The organism is Mucilaginibacter rigui (genome assembly GCF_014773275.1).
GTDB lineage: Bacteria > Bacteroidota > Bacteroidia > Sphingobacteriales > Sphingobacteriaceae > Mucilaginibacter > Mucilaginibacter rigui_A.
In genome coordinates, this window is record NZ_JACWMW010000007.1 from 30308 (window position 1) to 53911 (window position 23604).

24 protein-coding genes are annotated in these 23604 nt (G+C 40.9%); 1 reads left to right on the top strand and 23 read right to left on the bottom strand.

Annotation, left to right across the window (positions count from 1 at the left end):
* Positions 1–79 precede the first annotated feature (79 nt).
* The 19 genes from IDJ75_RS20065 to sucD all read right to left on the bottom strand — a co-directional run bounded on the left by IDJ75_RS20065 (position 80) and on the right by sucD (position 18413).
* On the bottom strand, positions 80–2143 hold the full coding sequence (locus IDJ75_RS20065) for a vWA domain-containing protein (RefSeq protein ID WP_191177448.1): 2064 nt from the start codon (positions 2141–2143) through the stop codon (positions 80–82).
* A gap of 314 nt (positions 2144–2457) precedes the next feature.
* On the bottom strand, positions 2458–3117 hold the full coding sequence (locus IDJ75_RS20070) for a hypothetical protein (RefSeq protein ID WP_191177449.1): 660 nt from the start codon (positions 3115–3117) through the stop codon (positions 2458–2460).
* Positions 3114–3812, bottom strand: a complete 699-nt coding sequence (locus IDJ75_RS20075; protein ID WP_191177450.1) for a hypothetical protein — start codon at positions 3810–3812, stop codon at positions 3114–3116. The genes IDJ75_RS20070 and IDJ75_RS20075 overlap by 4 nt, the downstream gene beginning before the upstream one ends.
* A gap of 89 nt (positions 3813–3901) precedes the next feature.
* Positions 3902–4645 (bottom strand): 3-oxoacyl-[acyl-carrier-protein] reductase, encoded by a 744-nt coding sequence (gene fabG / locus IDJ75_RS20080; RefSeq protein WP_191177451.1) that lies wholly within the window; start codon positions 4643–4645, stop codon positions 3902–3904.
* A 164-nt stretch (positions 4646–4809) separates the two neighbouring features.
* Positions 4810–5205, bottom strand: a complete 396-nt coding sequence (locus tag IDJ75_RS20085; RefSeq protein WP_191177452.1) for a hypothetical protein — start codon at positions 5203–5205, stop codon at positions 4810–4812.
* A 51-nt stretch (positions 5206–5256) separates the two neighbouring features.
* On the bottom strand, positions 5257–5631 hold the full coding sequence (locus tag IDJ75_RS20090) for a hypothetical protein (RefSeq protein ID WP_191177453.1): 375 nt from the start codon (positions 5629–5631) through the stop codon (positions 5257–5259).
* Positions 5632–5968: 337 nt separating this feature from the next.
* The gene (locus tag IDJ75_RS20095; protein ID WP_191177454.1) at positions 5969–6556 is read right to left on the bottom strand and encodes a hypothetical protein; all 588 of its coding nucleotides are present in this window, start codon (positions 6554–6556) and stop codon (positions 5969–5971) included.
* 44 nt (positions 6557–6600) lie between these two features.
* A complete protein-coding gene (locus IDJ75_RS20100) occupies positions 6601–6807 on the bottom strand; it encodes a cysteine-rich CWC family protein (protein WP_191177455.1) in 207 nt (68 codons plus the stop codon).
* Positions 6808–6825: 18 nt separating this feature from the next.
* Positions 6826–8337: a serine/threonine-protein kinase gene (locus tag IDJ75_RS20105; protein ID WP_191177456.1), complete on the bottom strand. Its 1512-nt coding sequence runs from the start codon at positions 8335–8337 to the stop codon at positions 6826–6828.
* Between the two features lie 76 nt (positions 8338–8413).
* On the bottom strand, positions 8414–10789 hold the full coding sequence (locus IDJ75_RS20110) for a ribonucleoside-diphosphate reductase subunit alpha (protein ID WP_191177457.1): 2376 nt from the start codon (positions 10787–10789) through the stop codon (positions 8414–8416).
* A gap of 170 nt (positions 10790–10959) precedes the next feature.
* Complete coding sequence (locus tag IDJ75_RS20115; RefSeq protein WP_191177458.1) at positions 10960–11934, bottom strand: ribonucleoside-diphosphate reductase small subunit; 975 nt, start codon at positions 11932–11934, stop codon at positions 10960–10962.
* 677 nt (positions 11935–12611) lie between these two features.
* Positions 12612–12986, bottom strand: a complete 375-nt coding sequence (locus IDJ75_RS20120) for a methionine-R-sulfoxide reductase (RefSeq protein ID WP_191177459.1) — start codon at positions 12984–12986, stop codon at positions 12612–12614.
* Positions 12987–13250: 264 nt separating this feature from the next.
* Complete coding sequence (locus IDJ75_RS20125; protein ID WP_191177460.1) at positions 13251–14768, bottom strand: serine hydrolase domain-containing protein; 1518 nt, start codon at positions 14766–14768, stop codon at positions 13251–13253.
* Positions 14769–14839: 71 nt separating this feature from the next.
* Entirely contained in the window at positions 14840–15352 is a 513-nt protein-coding gene (locus tag IDJ75_RS20130; RefSeq protein WP_191177461.1) for a DUF4252 domain-containing protein, read from the bottom strand.
* Between the two features lie 5 nt (positions 15353–15357).
* Positions 15358–15783 carry a hypothetical protein gene (locus IDJ75_RS20135; RefSeq protein WP_191177462.1) on the bottom strand — a complete coding sequence of 142 codons (426 nt, stop codon included), beginning with the start codon at positions 15781–15783 and terminating at the stop codon, positions 15358–15360.
* Positions 15770–16261: an RNA polymerase sigma factor gene (locus IDJ75_RS20140; RefSeq protein WP_191177463.1), complete on the bottom strand. Its 492-nt coding sequence runs from the start codon at positions 16259–16261 to the stop codon at positions 15770–15772. Before IDJ75_RS20140 ends, IDJ75_RS20135 begins: the two co-directional genes overlap by 14 nt.
* Positions 16262–16381: 120 nt before the next feature.
* The gene (locus tag IDJ75_RS20145) at positions 16382–16813 is read right to left on the bottom strand and encodes a hypothetical protein (protein ID WP_191177464.1); all 432 of its coding nucleotides are present in this window, start codon (positions 16811–16813) and stop codon (positions 16382–16384) included.
* A 90-nt stretch (positions 16814–16903) separates the two neighbouring features.
* A complete protein-coding gene (locus IDJ75_RS20150; protein WP_191177465.1) occupies positions 16904–17335 on the bottom strand; it encodes a hypothetical protein in 432 nt (143 codons plus the stop codon).
* A 199-nt stretch (positions 17336–17534) separates the two neighbouring features.
* Positions 17535–18413: a succinate--CoA ligase subunit alpha gene (sucD, locus tag IDJ75_RS20155; RefSeq protein WP_191177466.1), complete on the bottom strand. Its 879-nt coding sequence runs from the start codon at positions 18411–18413 to the stop codon at positions 17535–17537.
* A gap of 317 nt (positions 18414–18730) precedes the next feature.
* On the opposite strand from sucD, the gene IDJ75_RS20160 reads away from it, so the two are divergent.
* Positions 18731–19498, top strand: coding sequence for a carboxypeptidase-like regulatory domain-containing protein (locus tag IDJ75_RS20160; protein ID WP_191177467.1), 768 nt, complete (start codon positions 18731–18733; stop codon positions 19496–19498).
* Here IDJ75_RS20160 and dctA read toward each other — a convergent pair.
* From dctA to IDJ75_RS20180, 4 genes are all read right to left on the bottom strand, one after another.
* On the bottom strand, positions 19490–20752 hold the full coding sequence (gene dctA, locus IDJ75_RS20165; protein WP_191177468.1) for a C4-dicarboxylate transporter DctA: 1263 nt from the start codon (positions 20750–20752) through the stop codon (positions 19490–19492). The genes IDJ75_RS20160 and dctA overlap by 9 nt on opposite strands.
* Positions 20753–21059: 307 nt before the next feature.
* Positions 21060–21899, bottom strand: coding sequence for a sulfite exporter TauE/SafE family protein (locus tag IDJ75_RS20170; protein ID WP_191177469.1), 840 nt, complete (start codon positions 21897–21899; stop codon positions 21060–21062).
* An 80-nt stretch (positions 21900–21979) separates the two neighbouring features.
* A complete protein-coding gene (locus IDJ75_RS20175) occupies positions 21980–23032 on the bottom strand; it encodes an alpha/beta fold hydrolase (protein WP_191177470.1) in 1053 nt (350 codons plus the stop codon).
* A gap of 72 nt (positions 23033–23104) precedes the next feature.
* Positions 23105–23557, bottom strand: coding sequence for a DoxX family protein (locus tag IDJ75_RS20180; RefSeq protein WP_191177471.1), 453 nt, complete (start codon positions 23555–23557; stop codon positions 23105–23107).
* Positions 23558–23604: the final 47 nt, after the last annotated feature.

The window sequence follows — 23604 nt, forward strand, 5'->3', positions numbered from 1 at the left end:
TTTATTATTGGTTATCCGTTGGCTGAAGCCAACGGCAATGAACAGAGAAAACCACTCACCGCTCTCTATTCACCAATCTCTAAATTTCCCCTTCGCGCTTCCTCAAAAACCACTCGGTACTAAGCAGCAATAATAGCAGCACAAACACCCATTTCACATCTACCAGGTCAGTGTAGCGCTTATCCTCATAAACAACGGTTTTGATATTTTCGTTTTTGCGGATCAACCCGGCCAGTTTGCTTATTTGTGATGGCAGCAACATTTGCCCGCCGGATTGCGCAGCCATGTTTCGCAGCAAGCCATGGTTGGCTGTACTTTGTCGGTTCTCCAGGTTTAACGGCTTGATGGTTATTTGTCCGTTTGCCGTAAAGGCCTGCTTGCCATTGGCAGTAGTGGCGGTGTATGTGTATTCGCCAACCGGCAACGTGCCCGCGTTTAGCTGGTAACTTTGCCCCGTGCGGGTAAACAGGAAGCTATAATTCTTACCCGACCGGCTCTTCAGGTTGATCTTTACATCCGGTGTGTTGATCAGCTCCAGTGCATCGTTATATAGTTCGGCATTGAGGAATATATTTTCGCCCTCATCAAAAACATTTTTAGCGGCATATACCCTAAACCGCTGGCGGTTGGCATTGGCAGTAAGGTATTGGACGGTTTGGCTTAACAGTTCCTCTACCGCGTGGTGATTGCCAAACTCACGGTATTCGGCCAGTTGCCAGCGCCATAAACCCTCGCCGGTTAGGGCGGCTGTTTTGCGGCCTGCTTCGTCATTAAAAGCAAGCAGGGGGTAGTTGGTTTCTACATTGCCTATTTTTTGTTTGAACAATACCGACGAGGTGCCCGATGCTTCATAGCTTCCAAATGGTGATATCAACGGCGGCAACTTGCTTATTTTATCGCGGGTAGAATCTGTTAAGGTAAAAGCCGAAAACGTGCTAACCGGCTGCGCAAACGCTTCCTGCACTTCCTGCCTGCCTGCGTTTATTTTTACTGCTTTTTGTGCATTATTAAAAGCTTGCAGATCGGCCTGCGTTCCGGCAATATACCAAAGCGGGATTTTGCTTTGCAGCAGGGTTTGTAGTTTGCCATAGCTGCCTGCCGATAGCTGGTAAAGAATAGCAAGGCTATAATCTGCCAGTTTTACGGAAGCTACATCGCTTACCAAACTGGTTTTCACCTCAAAGTTTTTGTTGCTTTCTATGGCTTGTTTCAGTACGCTGATATCAGGGTTAACGCCGTCGTAAAGCAACACTACCTTTTGCCGGGCATCAAGCACATCTATGTAAATGCTTTCGGTATTGTTTTGTACCGATAGTTCGTTTTTTACAGGGGCCAAACTGACGGTGAATTTGCGGATGCCTTTTTTATCCGCATTCAGTTTTACCGGGATAACTTTTTTAAACGCCGCCGATGTGATACTGATGTTTTGGGTATGCACCTGCCTGCCATCTTCGGCAATGATTAGGTGCATGTTCTCGCCTGCGCTTTGGTAAGCTTCGGCCAGTATCTCCACCTCAAAATCATTTCCCAGAAAAGCTGTTTTATTATAGTTCACATTGCTGAGCAACAAATCGCGCCGGGGCACGGTATCGCCAAGGGCAATGGTATAAATATTGGTTTTGATGTTGCGCGCTTCGTATTGCGGATCGGTGCCCAGGTTATACAGGCCATCGGTAGCCAACACCAGGGCCCCTATGTTACGGTTCACAAAACGCTCGTTCAGTTGGTTAAGAGCGTTTGAAATATCGGTTTGCTTTCCATTAAACTTATTAGACAGGCTATCTTTTAGTTCTTTATCGAAATGAAACTCGTGCACTTCATAATCGTTACCTAATTCTTTTTTTAGGGCTTCGCCCCACCCCTCTGCAAGAGCATTCTTACCAAATAATTTTATAGATTCGGAATTATCCTGCGCTATCAACACCAGCGGCTTTTGCGGCTGGTAACTTGTTGAGCGCACCAAAGGTGACACCAGTAACAGCGCCAAAAAGCTTATTACTAAAGCCCGCAAGGCAAACAGCGTATACCGTATGCTTTTTACCAGTTGCACTGGTTGGCGATACATGAACCACGCATACAACAAGCCTAAAACCAGGCAGGCAGGCAGCCACCACCCCGAAACCGATCCCCAGGTAAGTGACATTTTTTAGTAAATAGTGATTAGTGACTTGTTAATTAGGCGCATAACATCCATACCCGCAAAATGCGAAAATATTGTGGAATGGGATTAATTAAATATTTACATTATAATGCCGGTTTGCTAACCAATTACGGCAACAAGTGTTCACGTTCACACCACGGGCAGAACGTGAACATTATTTAACACCTGATAATCAGATACATGAAAAAACCTAAATGACAAAACAGTGCCAGCATTAATATTCCAGAATAATGTTTTGAGTTTTATTTTCAATTTGGGTGGAATTGTTAGACTTGAGGGATGACAGAGATAGGTGTTTATTTATTCAATTGCTCGATTATTCCAAACTTTTGCCCTTGAGAAACAAAAAAACTTTTGAGCATATCCCATTTTTGATCACAATAGTCTATTTCATGAGTTTGGGATGAACTGTAATAATATTTATGACAATGAAAGCATATCTCAATATATTCGGTTACTTTACCCTTACTATCCATAAATAAAATAGCATTTGCAGGCATATAACACTTTACCCCCGGGTTGGCGTAGTCATCAGGCTGTTTTATTGGTTTCCTGGCTACGTTATACATAATGTCCGTTAAAGAGTCAATCGCTCTTTTAGACAGATCGCGCATTTCTATTACCCTACAATAATTTATAAAAAAATTACTCTTTGCCATTGGCGAAAATACCTGCATAGTATCCTCTGCGGGTATATGATCCAAGGCACTTATTGTTCCAGGTTCTGTTATATGGATGAGCACATTTTCGCCTTGATGATAAGATATTAGGCGAACATTTACAGCTTTGGAAAAGGGAAAAAATGTACGCCGCTCATTAGCATTAAAGCGGTACTGGTAAGAGCAATCATTATAGCCTTCGTAGTACCGTCGTACTCTTGGTGCCTTAAACACCTTGCCTTGTCCTAAAACAATACATGGAAGGATGATAAAAGTTATCAGCAAAAGCTTTTTCATTCGTTGTTTATAGTTTTAGGGTCAGCTCCATACTTAATACCTTGTGACAAAAAATACTTTCGTAACAGTTCGTATTTATTATCACAGTATTCAATCTCCGCTACCTTGGAAGAACTCCAGAAATGGTGCATACAGCTAAAGCATACTTCCAAATATTGAGTGACATTACCTTTACTATCTATAAATAATACAGCGTTCCTGGGTTCATAGCAACTTGCTCCATTTATAATAGTAAAAGTCGGCTTTTTCACAGGTGTATAACCAACGTTGTACAATATATCTGTCAATGAATCTATCCCGGCAACGTTAAGGGTCTTTATCTCTTTTATTTTTCGGAAGTTCAAATAATATTTATTCTTTGCCATCGCGGTCAGAACCGATACCGTATCCCGCTCCGATTTATCGCCGCTTATGATCTTACCCTTTTCACCGTATATAACCGCATCAGGTCCAAATATCTCAGCCTGGTAAGAAATTAGTTTTATAGTAACAGCTCCACTAAACGGGAAAAAGGCACGTCGTTGTTTGGCATTGTATTTATTTTGGTGAAAACATTGACTATGTTTCTCTGCAAAAACATTTTCTTCTTTTGTAAAAGGATGTGGTAGTGGCGCAGGGAGACGGCTTTGCTTCTGCGCAAATGACAGAGATGGAAAAACAAGCGCAAAAAGAAGTAACAGAAGAGTTCTTTTCATTATTCAGGTTTATCAACCCAATATAAAATAAAAAAAAGCCAAAACCTGCTTTTGGTTTTGACTTTTGAATTTTTCCTTTTGACTTACTCTTACAACATCCCGCCATCAACAGGGATAACCTGCCCGGTGATATAGGCTGCCATGTCTGACGCCAGGAACACGCAGGCATTGGCTACGTCGGCTGTTTCGCCGGCACGTTTCAACGGTATAGCTGCTGTCCATCCTTCTACCACTTTAGGGTCTAAAACATCAGTCATTTCTGTGCGGATAAAGCCCGGTGCAACTACGTTGGTACGGATATTACGTGAGCCTAACTCTTTAGCTACCGATTTTGAGAAACCAATGATACCTGCTTTTGAGGCTGCATAATTAGCCTGGCCGGCATTACCCTGCACCCCTACTACCGAACTCATGTTGATGAACACACCTTTACGGGCTTTCATCATAATTTTTGAGGCGGCCTTGGTAACATTGAATATTGATTTAAGGTTTACGTTCAGCACCTCGTCCCATTGCTCCTCGGTCATGCGCATCAACAGGCCGTCTTTGGTGATACCGGCATTGTTTACTACAATATCCAATGTACCAAAATCGGCAACAATATCGTTGATCAGTTTTTCGGCTTCGTCAAATTTCGAGGCATCACTGCGGTAACCTTTTACCTGCGTGCCAAAGCTTTGCAGTTCCTGCTCAAGTGCCTGGCCTTTTTCAACAGACGATAAATATGTAAAGGCAACATTAGCGCCATGCTCAGCAAATTTCTCGGCTATGGTGCGTCCTATTCCTTTTGATGCACCTGTAATAAGTGCGGTTTTTCCTTCAAGTAATTTCATAATTTAAGTATGAGTTTTTCGAGTGCGTGAAGGTAAGGAATTAACAGGAAAGTCGGAAAGAATTAGTCTATAGCCAGCGACTACGATTTATATGAGCGGCCCTAAAAAGCAATTCCACAGGAGAAAGGCCATCCTGTGGAATTACTTTTTTAGTTGATCAATTGCTAAAAACTAAACACCAGGGGCGTACCCTGTGTACCATCGGCGCAAATTGGGGTTATCCTGCTGTTACCGCCACAGCCACCGGGGCCAAGCGGGAATGTTACCGTTGTAGTAGTACTATTTACGGTGAAACTTGAACCGGTAGCACAAAAATAATTACCACCGCAATTGTAAGTACTGGCCGCGCCGCCGGTTATGGCAAATACAACAGTTACTGTGTTTGCGGCATAGTTATACGTTTTTGATGTAATGCTTTGAACAACCGTACCACATGCAAATTGTTGCTTAGGGTTATCTTTTACAGTGGCTGCTTTTGCAACCGGCTTTATTAGCGTAAATGAATAAACTATCACCAAAACAAGGCTCAACGCTAAGCCGTAGATCAATTTTTTTTTCATCTTTTTAATGTTTACTGGTTAATGATTATGTTTTAATTATTTGCTGTGCTATTAAAAGCCAATGGTTTGATACCCGCCTAACGATCCGTCGGCACAATAAGCTCTTATTACCAATGTACCGCCGGTACATGCATACGGGATAGTAATTGTTGTACCGTAAGTTACCGTTGTACTTATACTTGGTACAGAGCATTTGTAATAGCCGCCATAATCATAATGATGGGGGGTGTTTACTCCGGTCCAGCCTATAGTTACTGTCCAGCCATCGTTAGATATGACATGAGCATTGGTAACACCCGCGCTACAGGCAAATGCCGTTTTAGGCTTGGCAGCAACTTTTTTGGGAGGAGTGTGGATAAGGGTGAATGAATAAATACACACAAGGATTAACCCGGCCAGCAGTGTGGCTAAAATGCTTTTTTTCATAATGTTAGGTTGTTTAATTGGTATTAGCTAATCTAAATCAAAAGAAATTAACTACAAAGACAACCCACCTGCTATATTTAAACAATTGTTAATAATTTAATCATTGGGAAATATCGTTTCCGCCCTTATCGGTGCTGTCCCCTATAAGCCATCATACAAGAAACCATATTTAATACATGTCTAAATGTTGTTGATGACAACACCAACAAATGTCAAAAATAATTACCACCGCAATTTTAAGTACTGGCGGCACCACAGATTACAGCGAATACAACAGTTACTGTGTTTGCAAAATGTAAGCGTAAACGCTTACGAACGCAAATTTTTATGATTCAAATTAAAATGAATAGTTATTGATAGCAATGGTTAAGATAATAACTATATAAAAAACAATCCATACCGTTCTAAAAGCGTTAAATAAATAAACATCAAGGATTTTTCTTGTATGGCCTTTTCCTTTTTCAATTAAATGTTTTCTTACTTCCTCATTAATATTAAAATTTGCCCAGTACTCTTCAAAATTGAACAGCTCCGGATGCTTTTTATCTTGTTCGCGAACGTTTTTCTGATAAACTTTAAAGGCTGTAAGGATTTGCTGATCTTTGGGTAAAGCTTTTTCATGCTCGATTATCCTGTTTTGAAAATGATTAACATCTTCTCCTCTTGCCCTAATCAAGTTCCCCATAACTTTAAGAGAGTAAAACGCAAGCGCACTTATTGCAATTAAGATAAATAGGGCCAAAATTAATTTTTTATCATCCTCTATTGTTAATGTTGACAGCGAAACATATGCTCCTAAAGCAATTAAAATTGATTGTATTGTTAAGTGAAAATTTCTGTACGATTGAAGCAGATTATCCTGATAGTTTGCACCATCCCAAAGCCTCGAAAGAATTTCACTTTGTTGGTTGTCCTTTTTATTCATCTTAATAAAAGTACTAAAATAAATTTCACCTTATCAACTTCATTTTACAACCCCTCCCTGTAATCCTTCTGCAAATCCAACAAACATTTGGCGCACAGGCAGCCATCGTACAATTCGCTTACGTACTGTACCTCATTAATACTTAATTGCACGGTACTGCACTGGCACTTGGTGAATGAATTTGCTTTACATTCAAAGGGTGCGCTACAGCGGTCGCAGTGGAGTATTTCGTGTTTGGGGGATATGAGCATATTTGGAATCAAAAGTTATCAATCTAATAACTTTTCAATTAGCTTATCTATCATTGTAGAATCGAAATTATGCATTGACATTGTACGTACATGCATAACGTGATCTCTACCAAATTCGTATTCATTGAAAAAATCTGGAATATCTATTGCGTATTCCCCGGACCTATAGTTACGATTTAATGCTGAGTCAGTAAACCAAACACACTCCCAGGTTCCATATAAATCTTCATCCTCTTCCTTCCTTAATAGCAAATTATATCCTAAATTTTTATCTAAAATAGCTTTCCCGACTAATACTACATTATCTACTTCTACAATGGACTTTTGATATTCTTGAATAATAAAGCCATACCGTTGTTTTTGATTTTCAAAAAACATCTTTTTCCGTCTTTCTAAAAATTCTGAAATATAATCAGTTGAGTAAAATGAGATTGTAAATGACCTATTCAAAAAAGTAACATACAATTTTCTGGGTGATTGATTATATGAAATTTTTTCTCTTTCTAATGAAGTATTCAATTTATCTATATGGTCGATGTATCTTTGAAAAATATTATTTACTGAATAGTTTATGAAATTTTCTTTTTCATTTTTTGCGAATTTCTCTCTTTCCAATTTTAATTGTTTTTGGTTTGCTTCAGAAATTTTTTGTTGAGCTTTTAACAATAATTCAGTATTAACACTTAGTTCAGTTTGTACATTTTGATTCTTTAGCGATTCCAAAATATTAACAATCTCTGCTAAATTTTTGTATCTGTCTGTTGGTCTTTTGCTTGTCATTTTATAAATCATCTCCTCAAGCTTTATGGGAATGTTTGATCTATATGCTTTTAGTTCTGGCAAGTTTTGAAATAAGTGCTGATCTCGGTAATCAATATCGTTAGGCCCCTTAAATGGTAACTGCAATGTTAGAATTTCAAAAAATATTATTCCCATTGAATAAATGTCCATTGCAACTGTACTTGAATCGAATGTCCACGTTTCAGGTGCCATATAAGGATAAGTACCCCAGCCTTTAAAGGTTTGAGCTCGTGTTTTTACATTTATGTATTTAGACAACCCAAAATCACAAATCATTAATCGGTTACCATCTTTCAATATATTCTCAGGCTTTAGGTCTCGATGTATAGCATACGTATGAGCATAATTAATTGCATTAGCTATTTGCAACATATATTCAATTACGGTTTCAAGAGGTAGAAGAGATTTCTGCAATTTTAAATAATCTCGAAAACTGCCACCACTGATAAACTCCATTATAGAGTAGAACCATGATTCGCCATTAACTTCAACTTGGCCTGTATAATAAGTTTTTATAATATTACTATGACTTAATTTAGAGGCAATATCAAATTCTTGTTCAAATAAATCTTTATTTGACGCATCAACTTGTATAATTTTAATTGCAACTCTAATGTTATTTATAGTATCATTAGCTAAATAGATGTCACCCATACCACCTCTTTGATAGTGTTCAATATCTTGATATTGCTCTTTTTTATCTGGGCCGTCTAATTTTTTAAAAGTCATATGTATAATTTTTTAACAAAAGAGACCGATAAGTCTCCTCACCGGTCTCCTATAATTATGTAATATTAGGCAATACTTATGCAGAGCAGGTAACGCATCCTTCTTCCATAGAGCAGCTTGGTCCGGCCGGCATTTCTGCTTCGCTGCTATCTGCAACAACTTCCGGGATAACGGCTTCCATGTTTTTGCCGCCCTGGTTCTCAACCGTAAATTTAACCGCCTGCGATGCCGCCTGTGTACGCAGGTAATACATACCTGTTTTAAGGCCTTTCTTCCATGCGTAGAAGTGCATTGAAGTAAGTTTAGATGCATTTGGCGAGTTAATGAACAGGTTAAGTGATTGCGACTGGCAGATATAAGCCCCCCTATCGGCAGCCATATCAATGATGTTACGCATCTTAATTTCCCAAACAGTTTTGTAAAGCTCCTTGATATCGGCAGGGATCTCTGCAATATCCTGGATAGAACCGTTAGCGGTGATGATCCTGTCTTTCATGTTGTTTGTCCACAAGCCACGGTCAACAAGGTCACGCAATAAGTGTTTGTTCACAATAACAAACTCTCCGCTTAATACACGGCGGGTGTAAATGTTTGAGGTATATGGCTCAAAACACTCGTTGTTACCCAATATTTGTGATGTTGACGCGGTTGGCATAGGCGCTACTAACAGCGAGTTACGCACACCATGGTTCATTACATCAAGGCGAAGGTTTTCCCAATCCCAACGGGTGCTGGCTGGTTTAACATCCCAAAGGTCGAACTGGAACTTACCTTCAGACAGCGGCGAGCCTTTAAAGGTTTCGTAAGCGCCGTCTTTAATGGCCAGGTCTTTTGAAGCCGTCATGGCTGCAAAGTAAATGGTCTCAAATATCTCTTTGTTCAGTTGTTTTGCTTCATCGCTCTCAAACGGTAAACGCAGCAGGATAAAGGCATCTGCCAAACCTTGCACACCTAAACCAATTGGGCGGTGGCGCAGGTTAGAGTACTCTGCCTCTGCAACAGGGTAATAGTTGTTATCAATTATCTTGTTCAGGTTAAGGGTAGCCTGATAAGTTACTTCGTACAGTTTAGCGTGGTCAAACTCACCGTTAATTACATAACGTGGCAGGGCCAGCGAAGCCAGGTTACAAACCGCTACTTCTTTATCAGAAGTGTACTCCATAATTTCGGTACAAAGGTTCGAGCTTTTTATAGTACCAAGGTTTTTCTGGTTCGATTTTGCATTGGCAGCATCTTTATACAACAGGTATGGCGTACCGGTTTCAACCTGGGCATCAAGTACAGCAAACCAAAGCTCCTGCGCTTTGATGGTTTTACGGCCGCGGCCTTCTTTCTCGTAACGCTCGTACAATGCTTCAAACTCGGCGCCGTGGCAATCAGCCAGTCCCGGTGCTTCGTGCGGGCAAAATAGTGTCCATTCTTCGTTAGCTTCTACGCGGCGCATAAACAAGTCAGATACCCAAAGGGCGTAGAACAAGTCGCGGGCGCGCATTTCTTCTTTACCGTGGTTTTTACGCAGGTCTAAAAATTCAAATATATCTGCATGCCATGGCTCCAGGTATATAGCGAAAGCGCCTTTACGCTTGCCGCCGCCCTGGTCTACATAACGTGCGGTATCGTTAAATACCTTAAGCATCGGGATGATACCATTGCTGGTACCGTTTGTACCGCTGATGTACGAGCCTGTAGCCCTTACATTATGGATGCTTAAACCAATACCACCCGCGCTTTGCGAGATCTTGGCAGTTTGTTTAAGGGTATCGTATATACCTTCAATACTGTCATCTTTCATGGTTAACAAAAAGCATGACGACATTTGAGGTTTTGGTGTACCGGCGTTAAACAAAGTTGGTGTAGCATGTGTAAACCAGCGCTCGCTCATCAGGTGGTATGTTTTGATAGCGCTTTCTACATCTTCTTTGTGGATACCGATTGACACGCGCATAAATAAATGCTGCGGGCGCTCGGCTATTTTACCGTCGATTTTTAACAGGTACGATTTTTCGAGGGTTTTAAAACCAAAGTAATCGAAACCAAAATCGCGGTCGTAAATAATGCTGCTGTCTAACAGTTCGGCATTGTCGCGGATGATCTGGTAAACATCATCAGCCAGTAAAGCGGCGTTTTTACCGGTTTTTTTGTCAACGTACTCATACATACGTTTCATGGTTTCAGAGAACGATTTTGTGGTGTTTTTGTGGAGGTTAGACACCGCAATACGCGAGGCAAGCAAAGCATAATCAGGGTGTTTGGTAGTTAACGATGCTGCCGTCTCGGCTGCAAGGTTATCCAGTTCGGAGGTGGTAACACCATCAAACAAACCCTCAATTACTTTTTTTGCTACATCTATTGGGTCAACCAGTTTAAACCCATAGCACAGCTTCTCTATACGAGCTGTGATCTTGTCGAACTTAACCGACTCTCTTCTACCGTCTCTTTTTAATACGAACATTTTGCCACCTCCTTATTCCCTGCACCGGCAGGGGATTGTTTAATATATTTAATTACTTAGTTTCTATTTTTGGGGATTTCACCGATTGGGATGATTTCACCGATTTTATTGTTTGTGATTTTGATTAGTTTTCAACCAATCTCCGCTCACTACTCTCCACTCACCAAACGCTAAAAATCCTCGTCTAACGAGAATGATTTGTTTTCTGCAGTGCCATTCAATACACCGCTTTTCTGGTAGTCGCCAACGCGTTTTTCAAAAAAGTTGGTTTTACCCTGCAGGCTTATCATTTCCATAAAATCAAAAGGGCATGATACATTGTAAACTTTTGGATATCCCAACTCGTCCAGCCATCTGTCTGCCACAAACTCAATGTACTGGCTCATCATTTTCGCGTTCATGCCTATCAGGCTCACCGGCAGCGCATCATTAACAAATTCTTTTTCTATCTCTACCGCATCGGTAATAATTTTTGTTGCGGCCGCTGTGCTCAATTTGTTATCAAGCATTTTGTATAGCAGGCAGGCAAATTCACAATGTGAACCCTCATCACGCGATATCAGCTCATTACTAAAGGTTAAGCCCGGCATCAAGCCACGTTTTTTCAACCAAAATATAGAACAGAAACTACCCGAGAAGAAAATACCCTCTACTGCTGCAAATGCTACCAAACGCTCGGCAAAAGTTCCGTTATTTATCCAGCGCAGCGCCCACTCGGCCTTTTTACCTACACATGGTACGGTATCAATAGCATGGAAAAGGCGGTCTTTTTCCACTGGATCTTTTATATAAGTATCAATTAATAATGCATAGGTTTCTGAGTGGATGTTTTCCATCATGATCTGGAAACCGTAAAAACAACGCGCCTCCGGCAACTGCACCTCGCTCATAAAGTTGATAGCCAGGTTCTCGTTCACAATACCATCGCTTGCTGCAAAGAATGCCAGGATGTGCGATATAAAATGCCTCTCGCCATCATTCAGGCTTTCCCAATGCTTCATATCGTCAGACAGGTCAATCTCTTCGGCTGTCCAAAAGCTGGCTTCTGCTTTCTTGTACATTTCCCAAATAGCGGGATATTTAATTGGGAGGATCACAAAGCGATCTTTGTTCTCTTTTAATAGTAATTCGGTTTCCTCTGCCATACTGACGACTTCTTTATATTTATGTATAAATTATTACCCTGTTAACCTACCGCTGAACTGCTTTTGTACCGAGCCGACAATAGACAGGTGTACCATGCGAGTTTTTTACTTAAAATGCGAAATTTGCTTTTCTGCATTTATTAACCCACTTTTCACACCCTCACTAATCGTTTCTAAACTATTTTTTAGTTGCACATTAGCCCATGTTTTACCATGGTCTTTCTTTTCTGTCTCGATAGAACTATCGATAACATAGATAGCGTTAAAAGAACTTGTAATTCAAAGATAGGGCAAGTGTTGATTGTATGTTAGTCTAAGTTTTTAACATCACCTATAAGTTGTCCACACTTTACCTCACTTCATTAAAATTATTGTGCCATGACAAAAAAATCAATCTGTTATGGAACAAGGTTTTACAAATGTTTTAGATGTTAATTTGGTACAAATAAAATAAAAAACCAGAAACGCTTGCAGGATATAAACATGTTCTCAACAAGCCTAAAACCCAGCGGAATACTTAAGGTAAAAGGGTCTGAAAAGGCAGTTTTTACACGACGAAAACTTAACAAATAGTGACTGATTTTTTAACAAACCAACATGTGGAAAAAGAAAAAATCCCTGCCGAAAAATCGGCAGGGATTTAATTTTTTCGAGCCTTGCAACGCTGCCTTCCTGACTTATTTTTTCAGTTCGTCAACCGGTACAAATTTCATGGAAACCGAGTTTACGCAATGCCTGGTATTTTTTGGGGTAAGATACTCGCCCTGAAAAACGTGCCCCAGGTGTGCGCCGCAATTGGCACAAAGTATTTCGGTGCGGCGGCCATCCGCGTCGGTTTCTCGCCTTACCGCGCCGGGTATCTCATCATCAAAGCTTGGCCAGCCGCAGTGCGACTCAAATTTTGATTCGGATGTGTACAGCGGCGTATCGCAACGTTTACATACATAAACACCTTCGGCCTTATTGTCCAGCAGCGCGCCGGTAAACGGGCGCTCGGTTCCTTTATGCAATATGATATATTCTTCTTCGGGGGTTAATTGATTGTATGCCATTTTAATTAGTGAATTATGGAGTTTGTGAATTAGCGATTTAGATGGATATCACCTTCCTTCTATATAAATATACGACAATTTGTGGGCAGATTTTGTTTGTATGGAAGATGTTTACACGAGGTTGACAAGCTCTAAATCCCTGTCGTGAGCAGGCTCGTGGATATAGCATAACTTCAGCTTTCAGCTGAACTATAAGCCGAAAGCTTACCTAATGCAACCCACCAGTTACACTGTGCTAAATTCGCGGGAGTGATCAAATAGGTTTTATTTAACAAACGTAATATGATACTCTTGTATCAGCGCAGGGTTCTCGGGTGTTAGGGTGAACCGCACTTTTATATTTCCCCTTTCGCCCTTCATCATAAAATAACCGCGCAGGTTATTTTCGGCCACTACCTCGCCTATGCCGGTTATGTTGCCTGCCCGGTTAAAAACTTCGGTTGCCTCAACTTTTAGCTTATCGGGGAAGTAATCCATAAAAAAGTTATCGGCAAAAATGCCTGTTGCCTGCGGGTTATCCCAGTTGGGCAACAGCTTTACCAGTTCATTACGCCGCCGGGTCAAGATGTTTGATGCAAGCAATGTGCGCGGCTTTACACCCGATAATGTTAGCAATGTATCTAAAACCATATTATTTACAGCGCCTGCATTGGCGTAAGTAAGGTTGGCGAATGATACAATGCCCACGCCATAGTCGGGCATAATATTCCATTGGCTGCCAAAGCCGGGCAAACCGCCGGTATGGCCAACATAAACCCGGTTATCACAATCCTTTGCCCAGCGCAGCCCGTAAGCATAAGCAGATACCGTTGGACAGTGCCTGCCATTGGGCGTTTTGGCATTTGCCGTTAAATAATTTATATCCCATGGATATTGCATTTCGCGTACCGAACTACGTTTCACCGGCCCGGTTTCGACATCATCTCTTGCAGGCCAGGCGTCCATATGCACAGCCATATATTTGCTAAAATCTTCAATAGTGGTGATCAGTCCACCCATTGCACCGTAAGCGCCATCGTGCAGCATAGGTTGAAGCACCCATTTGCCATCAAGCCATCGGTAGCCAAGGGCAAGCTGTTCTTTGGGCACATTGGTGTACTCCCAATAAGTGTGCGTCATGCCCAGGGGTTTTAAAATAGTATCGGTAATATACTGCTCGTAGGTTTTGCCCGATACCTTTTTGATGATGTACCCCAATGTGGCAAAGCCCAGGTTGCTATACTCATACCCCTGCCCCGGATTGGTAGAGAACGATACGCCATTCTTATAAATGGCCAGCAGTTCATCATCACTGACGGCTAACTGGCGGTCGCCCCATGGGTTATCTTCCGGGTAGCCCGCCGCATGGGTAAGTAAGTGGCGAATGGTTACCGGCGTAGCATCCTTAGTAAGATACTTATTGTTCTTCATCTCGGGGATGTAGAGGTAAGCCGGGTCATCCAGTTTTAGCTTGCCCGCATCGCGCAGCTTTAATATAGCCATAGCGGTGAGGCTTTTGGTCATGGAGGCTATCCTAAAAGCCGACTTTGGGGTAGCCGGTGTCTTTTCTTCCAAATGGCTATAACCCAGGCCAACACTGTGCACCAGTTTACCATCAACCACAATACCATAAGCCATACCCGGAAAATTATTGGCAAGCGCATACTTTTTATAAATGGAATCGATAACCGGGAAAGTTGCCTCAATTTTTCTGAGCCTGTCGGGATCGGTAAAGGTGGCGGGTTTGTATTGGGCGAAGGTTGTGGTGGATATAAGCAGGAAAAGGATAAGATACTTTTTCATGGCGGTGGATTTTGTCTGGACCGGAATGAAACGAATTTAAGGATTTTAAGATTGATCCACCCTTCCCCGACTTACTTATCGTGGGTAAATGAACGAATTGTTTCTATATCTATATTATCACCATTAAAACTGCTTACTGTAAAAATGTTTCTGTCCGGCATGATCGTTATAAATGAAAACTCTGTTATTTTATTATCATTAGATTTTATGTAAAAATAAGATTGCCCACCATCTTTATTCCATTTAAAATAAGGCTTATATAACCGGTCTTTTTTTATCGCTGCTTCAACATTAGCAAATATTTGTTCCGAATGTTCTTTATTACTTTTAAAGCTTAGTTTTTTATATAGTTTTATTTGCCTCATAAATTTATCGAACTTTGGATTACCCCATGTGCCTTTTTCCCTAATCTTATTCATCATTTCTTCGGTAATATCAGTACTACGATACTCCGGTTCGCTGTTGTAAGATTTAAAATATATATCTATTATGCTGCCTGATGATGCAGGTGATGGGGTATCCTGGCTAAATGATACATTGGCGGTTAAGAGTAGTATGCTTACGAATAAAATAACCTTCTTCATATTTTTTATTTTAATGGTTTAATATCTAACAGAATATCTTTTGACTCATTTAAGTTGTCATAACCCTGATCAAGTGCCTCTGCAACGTATATCAGGTCGGCTTCAACTTGTTTGCTAAGAACTATATCTTTTTCAGCCTGAACGCGATTGTAATAATTTAGTCCCCATAAAAAACCTGCTGTTATTACAATAACGCTTGCAGCTATTTTAGTAAGAGTAAGTTTAAAAGCGCCGTTACTTTTGCCGCTATGTTCTATAGGCTTGGGGGCTATACTTTGCGCTTTTTCAATTACCTTAAACCAGTTGTAATTCTCTTCTAAGTTTTTATCCTGATTTGTCGCTAAATACTTCTTTATTATTTTTTCTTCCTCAAGTGTTGTTTCTGCTTTCCAATATTTTTCGAGCAGTAATACTATTTTATCTTGTTCCATTCATTTTACTTTTTATATACTGCCTTCCTCTGTATAAATACACCTTAACCTGTGCTTCAGTTATATTAAGTATTTCTCCAATTTCCCTGTATTCCATTTCTTCAATCTCACGCAAATACAAAATATCCCGCTGCATTGCCGGCAATTGACTGGTTAGACTGTAGAACTGTAGTCTTAGGTCTGCTAACCTCATGTTAATATCAGTTGCATTCTCGAATGGATGGTCGCTAATTTCATCAAGTTGCAGATGTGGTTGTTTGCTTTTCTTAACATTATTCAAAAAAGCATTCCGTTGCATCCGCATAGCATAGGCTTCAAAATTCTTCCATTCGGACCATTCGCTTCTCAGTTCCCATAATTTTAACAAGGTTTCCTGGAAAAGGTCATCTGCATCATTAACATCTTTTGTTAGGGAAAGCGCAAAACGGTAAAGCTTTGGCCTGCAACTTAAAAATTGTTTATAATGCAAATTCTCCATTGGTTTTATAGGAGACAAAAATCAGCTGCTAAAAGTTACATTTATTTTAAAATAGGATTGGCCCATAACAAAAAATCCCGGCCAAACGTTTGGCCGGGATCCTTTTATAAATATTTATAACTATATTTTCTTGAACTGTATTACCGTTACAGCTTTTGCATAATTGGTGCTACTACCACCCGGTTGCTCAAAAGTCCAGGTCATAGCACTTGAACCACTAAATGCAAGCTCAAAAGATTCACTGCTGACGTTTAGCATTGTCTTGTTACCAACAGTGGTAATATTGTAAGCATAATTGTCGCCCTCAGTACCCAAAAGACGAAGCGTTGTATTATCTAATTGATACTTGCCCCCTTTGCCTTCATCCTGATCTTCAGTTTTAACAACCTTACCCGAGGCATCATAATAAGTAACGGTTGTACTTTGTATTTCCCAGGTGCCAATAATTTGCTTTTTTGTATCAGCCAGTTTATCTTCAGGGGTTTTATCTTTTTTACACCCTAAAAACAACACCGATAAACTCATAAATAAGAGAAGTAATTTTGTTTTCATGATTAGTTTGTTTTAGCTGATCGTAGTTTTATGATTAAAGCATTGAGTATGTAAAACCGGTTAAATATTAAAACAGGTTTTAATATTGCTTTATTTTTTGGTAAGCTGTATAACGGTTATAGCTTTTGCATAACTGAGGTTACCACCACCCTGCTCCTCCGAGGTCCAGGTCATAGTAACCGAGTTGCTAAAGGCAAGCTTAACAGTGTTATTTCTAATGTTTAGCATTATATCATTACCAACATTGGTAATATTGTACGCATAACTGTCGCCTTCAGAGCCCAAAAGACTAATCATTGTGCCATCCAATTGATATTTGTACCCTTTGTTGTATTCCTGATTTTCGGTGTTGATAACCTTACCCGAGGCATCATAATAAGTAACGGTTGTACTTTGTATTTCCCAGGTACCAATAATTTGTTTTTTGGAATCGGCCAGTTTATCTTCAGGTGCTTTATCTTTTTTACACCCTACAAATAATACCGATAAACCCATAAATAAGATAAGTAATTTTGTTTTCATGCTTAATTTATTTTCCTTTCACAACATAATTACTCCTAAAATGTTTATACATATAATAAAAAGAAAATATAAAACATTCAAAGAAACCTTGCTACTATAGTACCCTGTAAAAATGGCATCCTGCAGAAACGAAAAAATCCCGGCCGAATATTCGACCGGGATTTCCCTATATCTTGAATCTTGATTTTACCTCTTGATTCTATTTCAATTTAGCTAATTCTTCAGCCATAGCAGCGCCAATCTCAGCTGGCGATTCTACCACACGGATGCCACACTCAGCCATGATCTTCATTTTCGCAGCAGCAGTATCATCGGCACCGCCAACAATTGCACCTGCGTGGCCCATACGGCGGCCCGGAGGCGCGGTTTGGCCCGCAATGAAACCAACAACCGGTTTTGTACCAAATTCTTTGACCCAACGTGCGGCATCAGCTTCCATACCACCACCAATTTCACCTATCATGATGATACCGTGTGTGTCTGGGTCGTTCATTAATAATTCAACAGCTTCTTTGGTAGGGGTACCAATAATTGGGTCGCCACCAATACCAATAGCGGTAGTGATACCTAAACCGGCTTTAACAACCTGGTCAACCGCCTCGTAAGTAAGCGTACCCGATTTTGAAACCACACCAACATTACCTTTTTTGAAAATAAAGCCCGGCATAATGCCAATTTTGCTTTCATCCGCAGTAATAATACCGGGGCAGTTAGGGCCAATAAGGCGGCTATCTTTATCGGTTAAATATTCTTTTACCTGTATCATATCCTTTGTAGGGATACCTTCGGTAATACATACAATAACTTTAATACCGGCTTCGGCAGCTTCCATAATGGCATCGGCACCAAAAGCAGGAGGTACAAAAATAATAGATACATCGGCACCGGTTTGGTCAACCGCGTCTTTAACGGTATTAAAAACAGGCCTGTCTAAATGGCTTTGGCCACCTTTACCCGGTGTAACACCACCAACAAGTTGGGTACCGTACGCAATCATTTGCTCTGCATGATAAGTACCTTCTTTACCGGTAAAACCTTGTACTATAACTTTAGAATTTTTATTTACGAGAACGCTCATCGGCTTTTTAGTTTTTGTATGGCAAAGCTAAAAAAAAAATCGCCCCCTAACTGCTTAATGGGTTAATTTTTCAAAAATTACATTTTATGGATGATATGATTTGTTTAACCACAGAATGCACTGAGGTTTTCACAGAGAGGCACAGAGGATTATTACCACAAAAGCGCAAAGGCCTGTAAACTGTTTATTCAAAAAACTTTGTGTTCTCTGTGTTTTCCCTCTGTGCACTCTGTGGTAAAAAAACAACTATTAGCCACTGTTAAAATGTGTTAAACGGCATCTGCCATAACATTGCAGTTACTATTTTTATATAACATATGAAATACCTGTTACTGATACTATTAACACTATGCTGCATTAATGCAAGCGCACAACTTGTTACCGGTATTGTTGTTGATAAAAACACCCGCAAGCCTGTTGAGTATATTCTTGTATCGGCATCAACCACCAACACCATGACCAGCGAGCTTGGTAGCTTTACACTTAAAATAACCAGGGTTACCGATACCCTCCGCATAAAAACTTTGGGTTATAAACCCTATACCCGATTGATAAGCCCATGGAGTGGCCGCCTGAAAATGATAGAGCTTGAGCCGCAACCTATTAAGCTAAACGAAGTAGCCATTTTAGCAAAAAGAAACTACCTGCGCGATTCTGTAAACAACCGTAAACAGTTTGCCAAAGAGTTTGCTTTTAAAGGTCCGAAGCTTCCCGATATTATGCGCCCCACGGCCACCAATGTACCATTTGCATGGGTTTCTGTTGATGTGTTATCGCTATTCAGGCTTATGGGCAAAAAGAAAAGTCCGCAATACCGGTTACAGCAAACCATGCTGCGTTACGAGCGCGAAGACCATACCAACCAACGTTTTACACGTAAACTGGTAGCGGGAGTTACCGGACTGCAGGGCGATACACTAAACGATTTTATGAACGAATACCGCCCCACCCCCGCCCAGATTGACGTTATGACCGATTACAACCTGGTATTTTTTATTAAGGACAGTTTTAGAAAATTCAAAGAAAACCCCGCCAGGGCAAAGCCAACCAAGCCCAATTTTAAAATGGATACTACATTAAATTGATTGAGGACTATCCAAAAATCCCCCCTTTAGGAGGCTTGGGGCAAACTCTTTCTCGCTTTTCGCCACCACTATAGTAGCAACCCCGTTACCTATCACATTAGTGATAGCGCGCGCCTCGCTCATAAACCTATCTACGCCCAACAATATAGCCACCCCTTCTACCGGGATAACCTTAATAGCTGCCAGGGTTGATGTAAGCACTATAAAGCCACTGCCGGTTACGCCTGCCGCCCCTTTTGAGGTGATCATAAGGATGCCAATAATAGTAAGCTGCTGCTCGATAGAAAGATCGATATGGAACACCTGCGCCAAAAATATGGTAGACATGGATAGGTAAATGGTAGTCCCATCCAGGTTAAAGGAATATCCTGCAGGGATTACCAAACCTACTACCGATTTTGAGCACCCAAATTTTTCCAGCTTTTCCATCATCCCAGGCAGGGCCGATTCTGATGAGGAGGTACCCAGTACGATCAGGATCTCTTCTTTAATATGTTTAAGATATTGCCACAGGCTAAATTTAAACAGGTAGCAGGTAATGTTGAGTACTACAAAAATAAACAGGAACATGGTGAGGTACACCGAGCCCATTAACAAAGCAAGGGGTTTAAGCGTCGCCAGTCCGTAAGTGCTGATGGTATAGGCCATGCCGCCGAAAGCACCGATCGGGGCCACCTTCATCACTATCTTCATGATGTTGAAGAACACTTTAGAGAGCTTATCGAATAGGGTAATTACCGATTGCCCTGCCTCTCCCATCCGGCTTAAGCCGAAACCAAACAGTATGGCAAAGAATAAAATTTGAAGGATATCGCCCTCTGTAAAAGCTTTAAATACATTCCCGGGGATGATGTGTGTAATAAAATCGCCCCATTTCATTTCGGATGCTGCTTTTTGATAAGTGGCCAGTTTAGCAGCATCAACCTTAACGTGGTTATTAATAAAGTTGGCGCCAGGTTTTATAATATTAGCTACAGCTACGCCGATTATAAGCGCCAGGGTAGTAACCAGTTCAAAATACAACAGGGCTTTACCACCAACACGGCCAACCTTTTTCATGTCGCTCATGTTTGCAATACCCAGCACTATGGTAAAGAAGATAATAAAAGGTATGAGTAAGGTTATCAGTTTGATAAATATCTGGCTGATCAGTTGCGCGGTGGGCGCAAATCCTTTAAAATACAGCCCAACTACAACGCCTAATATAATGGCGATAATGACCTGGAAGGTTAGGTTACTGATTAGGCGTTTCATCCAAACAATTATACGATTATTTATAAACAACTTACGGCCGTGTTAAAAAAGCAAAATTGAAGCAAATGCGTACCTTGTATTTTACAGCAGGAAGCTCACTCAGGTTTGCTGACGATGCCATTGGCTATGATAAGATAAATAAGATGTTTAAGTAATGAGAATAAAGAACCAGTAGTTAAGACACAAGACTGAAACGATACTAACTAAAAGGACCGATAACAGAAATAATCGGGCAGACATCGAAACACAAACCATATATGTTATGGGCTTTCTTGATTCCTGACTCTAAATATCTTGGCTCTTTATCTTAGATTTTCCCGTTCAACCCGTTATAGATCATCTGGCTTGCTAAAAAGGTAACCACTATAGCAAAAACCCAGCGCAACCAGCGCGATGATTTGGTATGAACCAAAATTTTAGATCCTGTCATCGCTCCAAAAAGCACCCCTATCACTACCGGCATAGCAATACCGGGGTCAATGTAACCACGTTGCAGGTAAACAACGGCACTTGCCGCAGCGGTTACACCTATCATAAAGTTACTGGTGGTGGTTGATACCTTGAAGGGGATCTTCATGATGGTATCCATCGCTATAACTTTTAAAGCACCCGAGCCTATGCCCAGCAAGCCTGATATTACACCCGCAAAAAGCATCATAAAAAAGCCACCTCCTACATGTGTTACACCGTATTCTATTTGTTCGCCATTACCGTTGGGGTAGCTGCCGTATAGCTTTAATTTGGCTGCCAGATATGTTGGTTTTGAGATAATGCTTTCTGCCTTTTTACGTAACGACATGAGTGCCGAAAAGATCAATATCACCCCAAATAAAACAGCAATATATTGTACTGGGATATAAACAGCTATCAATGCCCCTACCAACGCGCCCAGGGTGGTAGCTATTTCCAGGAACATACCCAGCCGTATATTGGTAATACCCTCTTTTACATATGCCGCGGCCGAACCGGATGACGTAGCAATAACCGACACCAATGATGCGCCAATAGCATAATGAATATCAACACCTAATAAAAGCGTAAGCAAGGGTATGATGACCACCCCGCCGCCAAGTCCTGTTAATGAACCCAGCAAACCCGCAAAATAGGCACCAATAAGTATAATTACTGTAAATACAATTACCGACATAAAGGCAATAAATGGTTTGAGCCGGTAAAAATAAGATAAGTTTTTTAGATGATTTGAAAGAAGTAATCCTATAGGATAAGTTATTTTATCCCGTTTACCTGCTTTATTGCTTTTAGTTGCGCATACAAAACCGCCTCATTAAAACCATGGGCGGCTTTAGGCACCAATATCAATTGTTTTGCAGGCGCTTTAATTTTAGCGAAATATGCTTTGGTTATCGCTGCCGGGGTTAAAATATCCTCTTCTCCCTGTACCAGGTAAACCGGGATATTAAACTGCCAATAATTTTTAGCAAAGTTGATGTCAGCCATCATAGGTTTAACCCCAAGCTTACTATCACCAACATAGTTTACGAATGAATAATCGTCACCATCCTCGCGGTTCTGATTATCTTTTGCATTATCATATTCGGGAGCCAATTTCCACCATGCATCCGGTGAAGGCGTTGAGGCCATACGCTCATATTTCTTGATTATCTTAAAGAGCTTGCCTGCGTCTCTGGCCGAAGCATAGGGAGGTGTATCTATCGCAGTCAGTATCTCTTTCGATTGCTCGTCATTAGTTTTTTTTACCAATGCTGATATTTTGGCGTAATCCCCTATAAGGTTGGCCAATGGCTCTACCACCTGCGAATGCCCAACATAGCCATTAAAAAGGTCGGGGCGCTTTACAGCCATCCCAACCGCCGGTATCGACCCCCACGATGTCCCGAACAGGGTTAACTTTTGCTTACCTAAATACTTAAGCATGTATTCGGCTACCTTTATGCCGTCGTCAACTATCTGGTCAACCGTAAGTGGGTTAGCTTTTAAATAGGCGGGGCTTAGTTCATCCGGCGCAGTACGGCCGTAGGTTTTGCCTGCACCACGCTGATCCCAGTGGATCAGTACAAAATCCTTCTCCCATTCCTTGTAAACATTATCAGCATAGGGCGACATGGTGCTGCCCGGCCCGCCATGCATAAACAGAATGGCAGGTTTTGTTTTATCGCCTGTAATAGTGATCCATTGTTCAATTCTATTAATGGTAATGAAACGCCTTTCGCGCAGTTGGTTACCCTGAGCCAATGTGTAAAGCGGCAGTATCAATAATAAAAGCAATGTATTCGCTTTACGGGCAATAAGGTTTTTCATAAGGTTGAGGTATGTTTATATGTATTGGAGCGTTAGGGGCGCCAATTGTTACGGTAGACATTAATCGATCTATTAATGCATAACCCCGAAGAAATATACCCAGGCAATAAAAAAGACCTGTAAGGGAATCCTGAACCAAAGGTAGTTTACCCCGGCGCCGCAAATATCAGGTTTCTCCAGGTTAACCTTATTTTGAGCGGCGTGGATGTTTGCGGGCAACAGCAACACTAAAAAGAATATCACAAACCAGGCAACCGGTTCGCGTACGGTTTTGACTAATAAGCCTATGGCTGCCAGCATTTCAATATACCCTGTAATGTATACTACAGCCCTTTTATAGGGGATGTAGTTTGGCACCATCAGTACCATCCCGTTTGTAAATTTAAAATGAGCGGTAGCCGCGAAGATGAGCATCACCCCCATGGCAAGCCTTCCGCAGAAGTAATAATCTGCAGGGTGGCCGGCAATAAAACTTGCCAGGCAGCTCACCCAAAACACAGCCAGTAAAACTATAAGCGGTTTCATAAGCTAAATATCGCTAAAAACATTAAAATGTATAATATCTTTGGGCC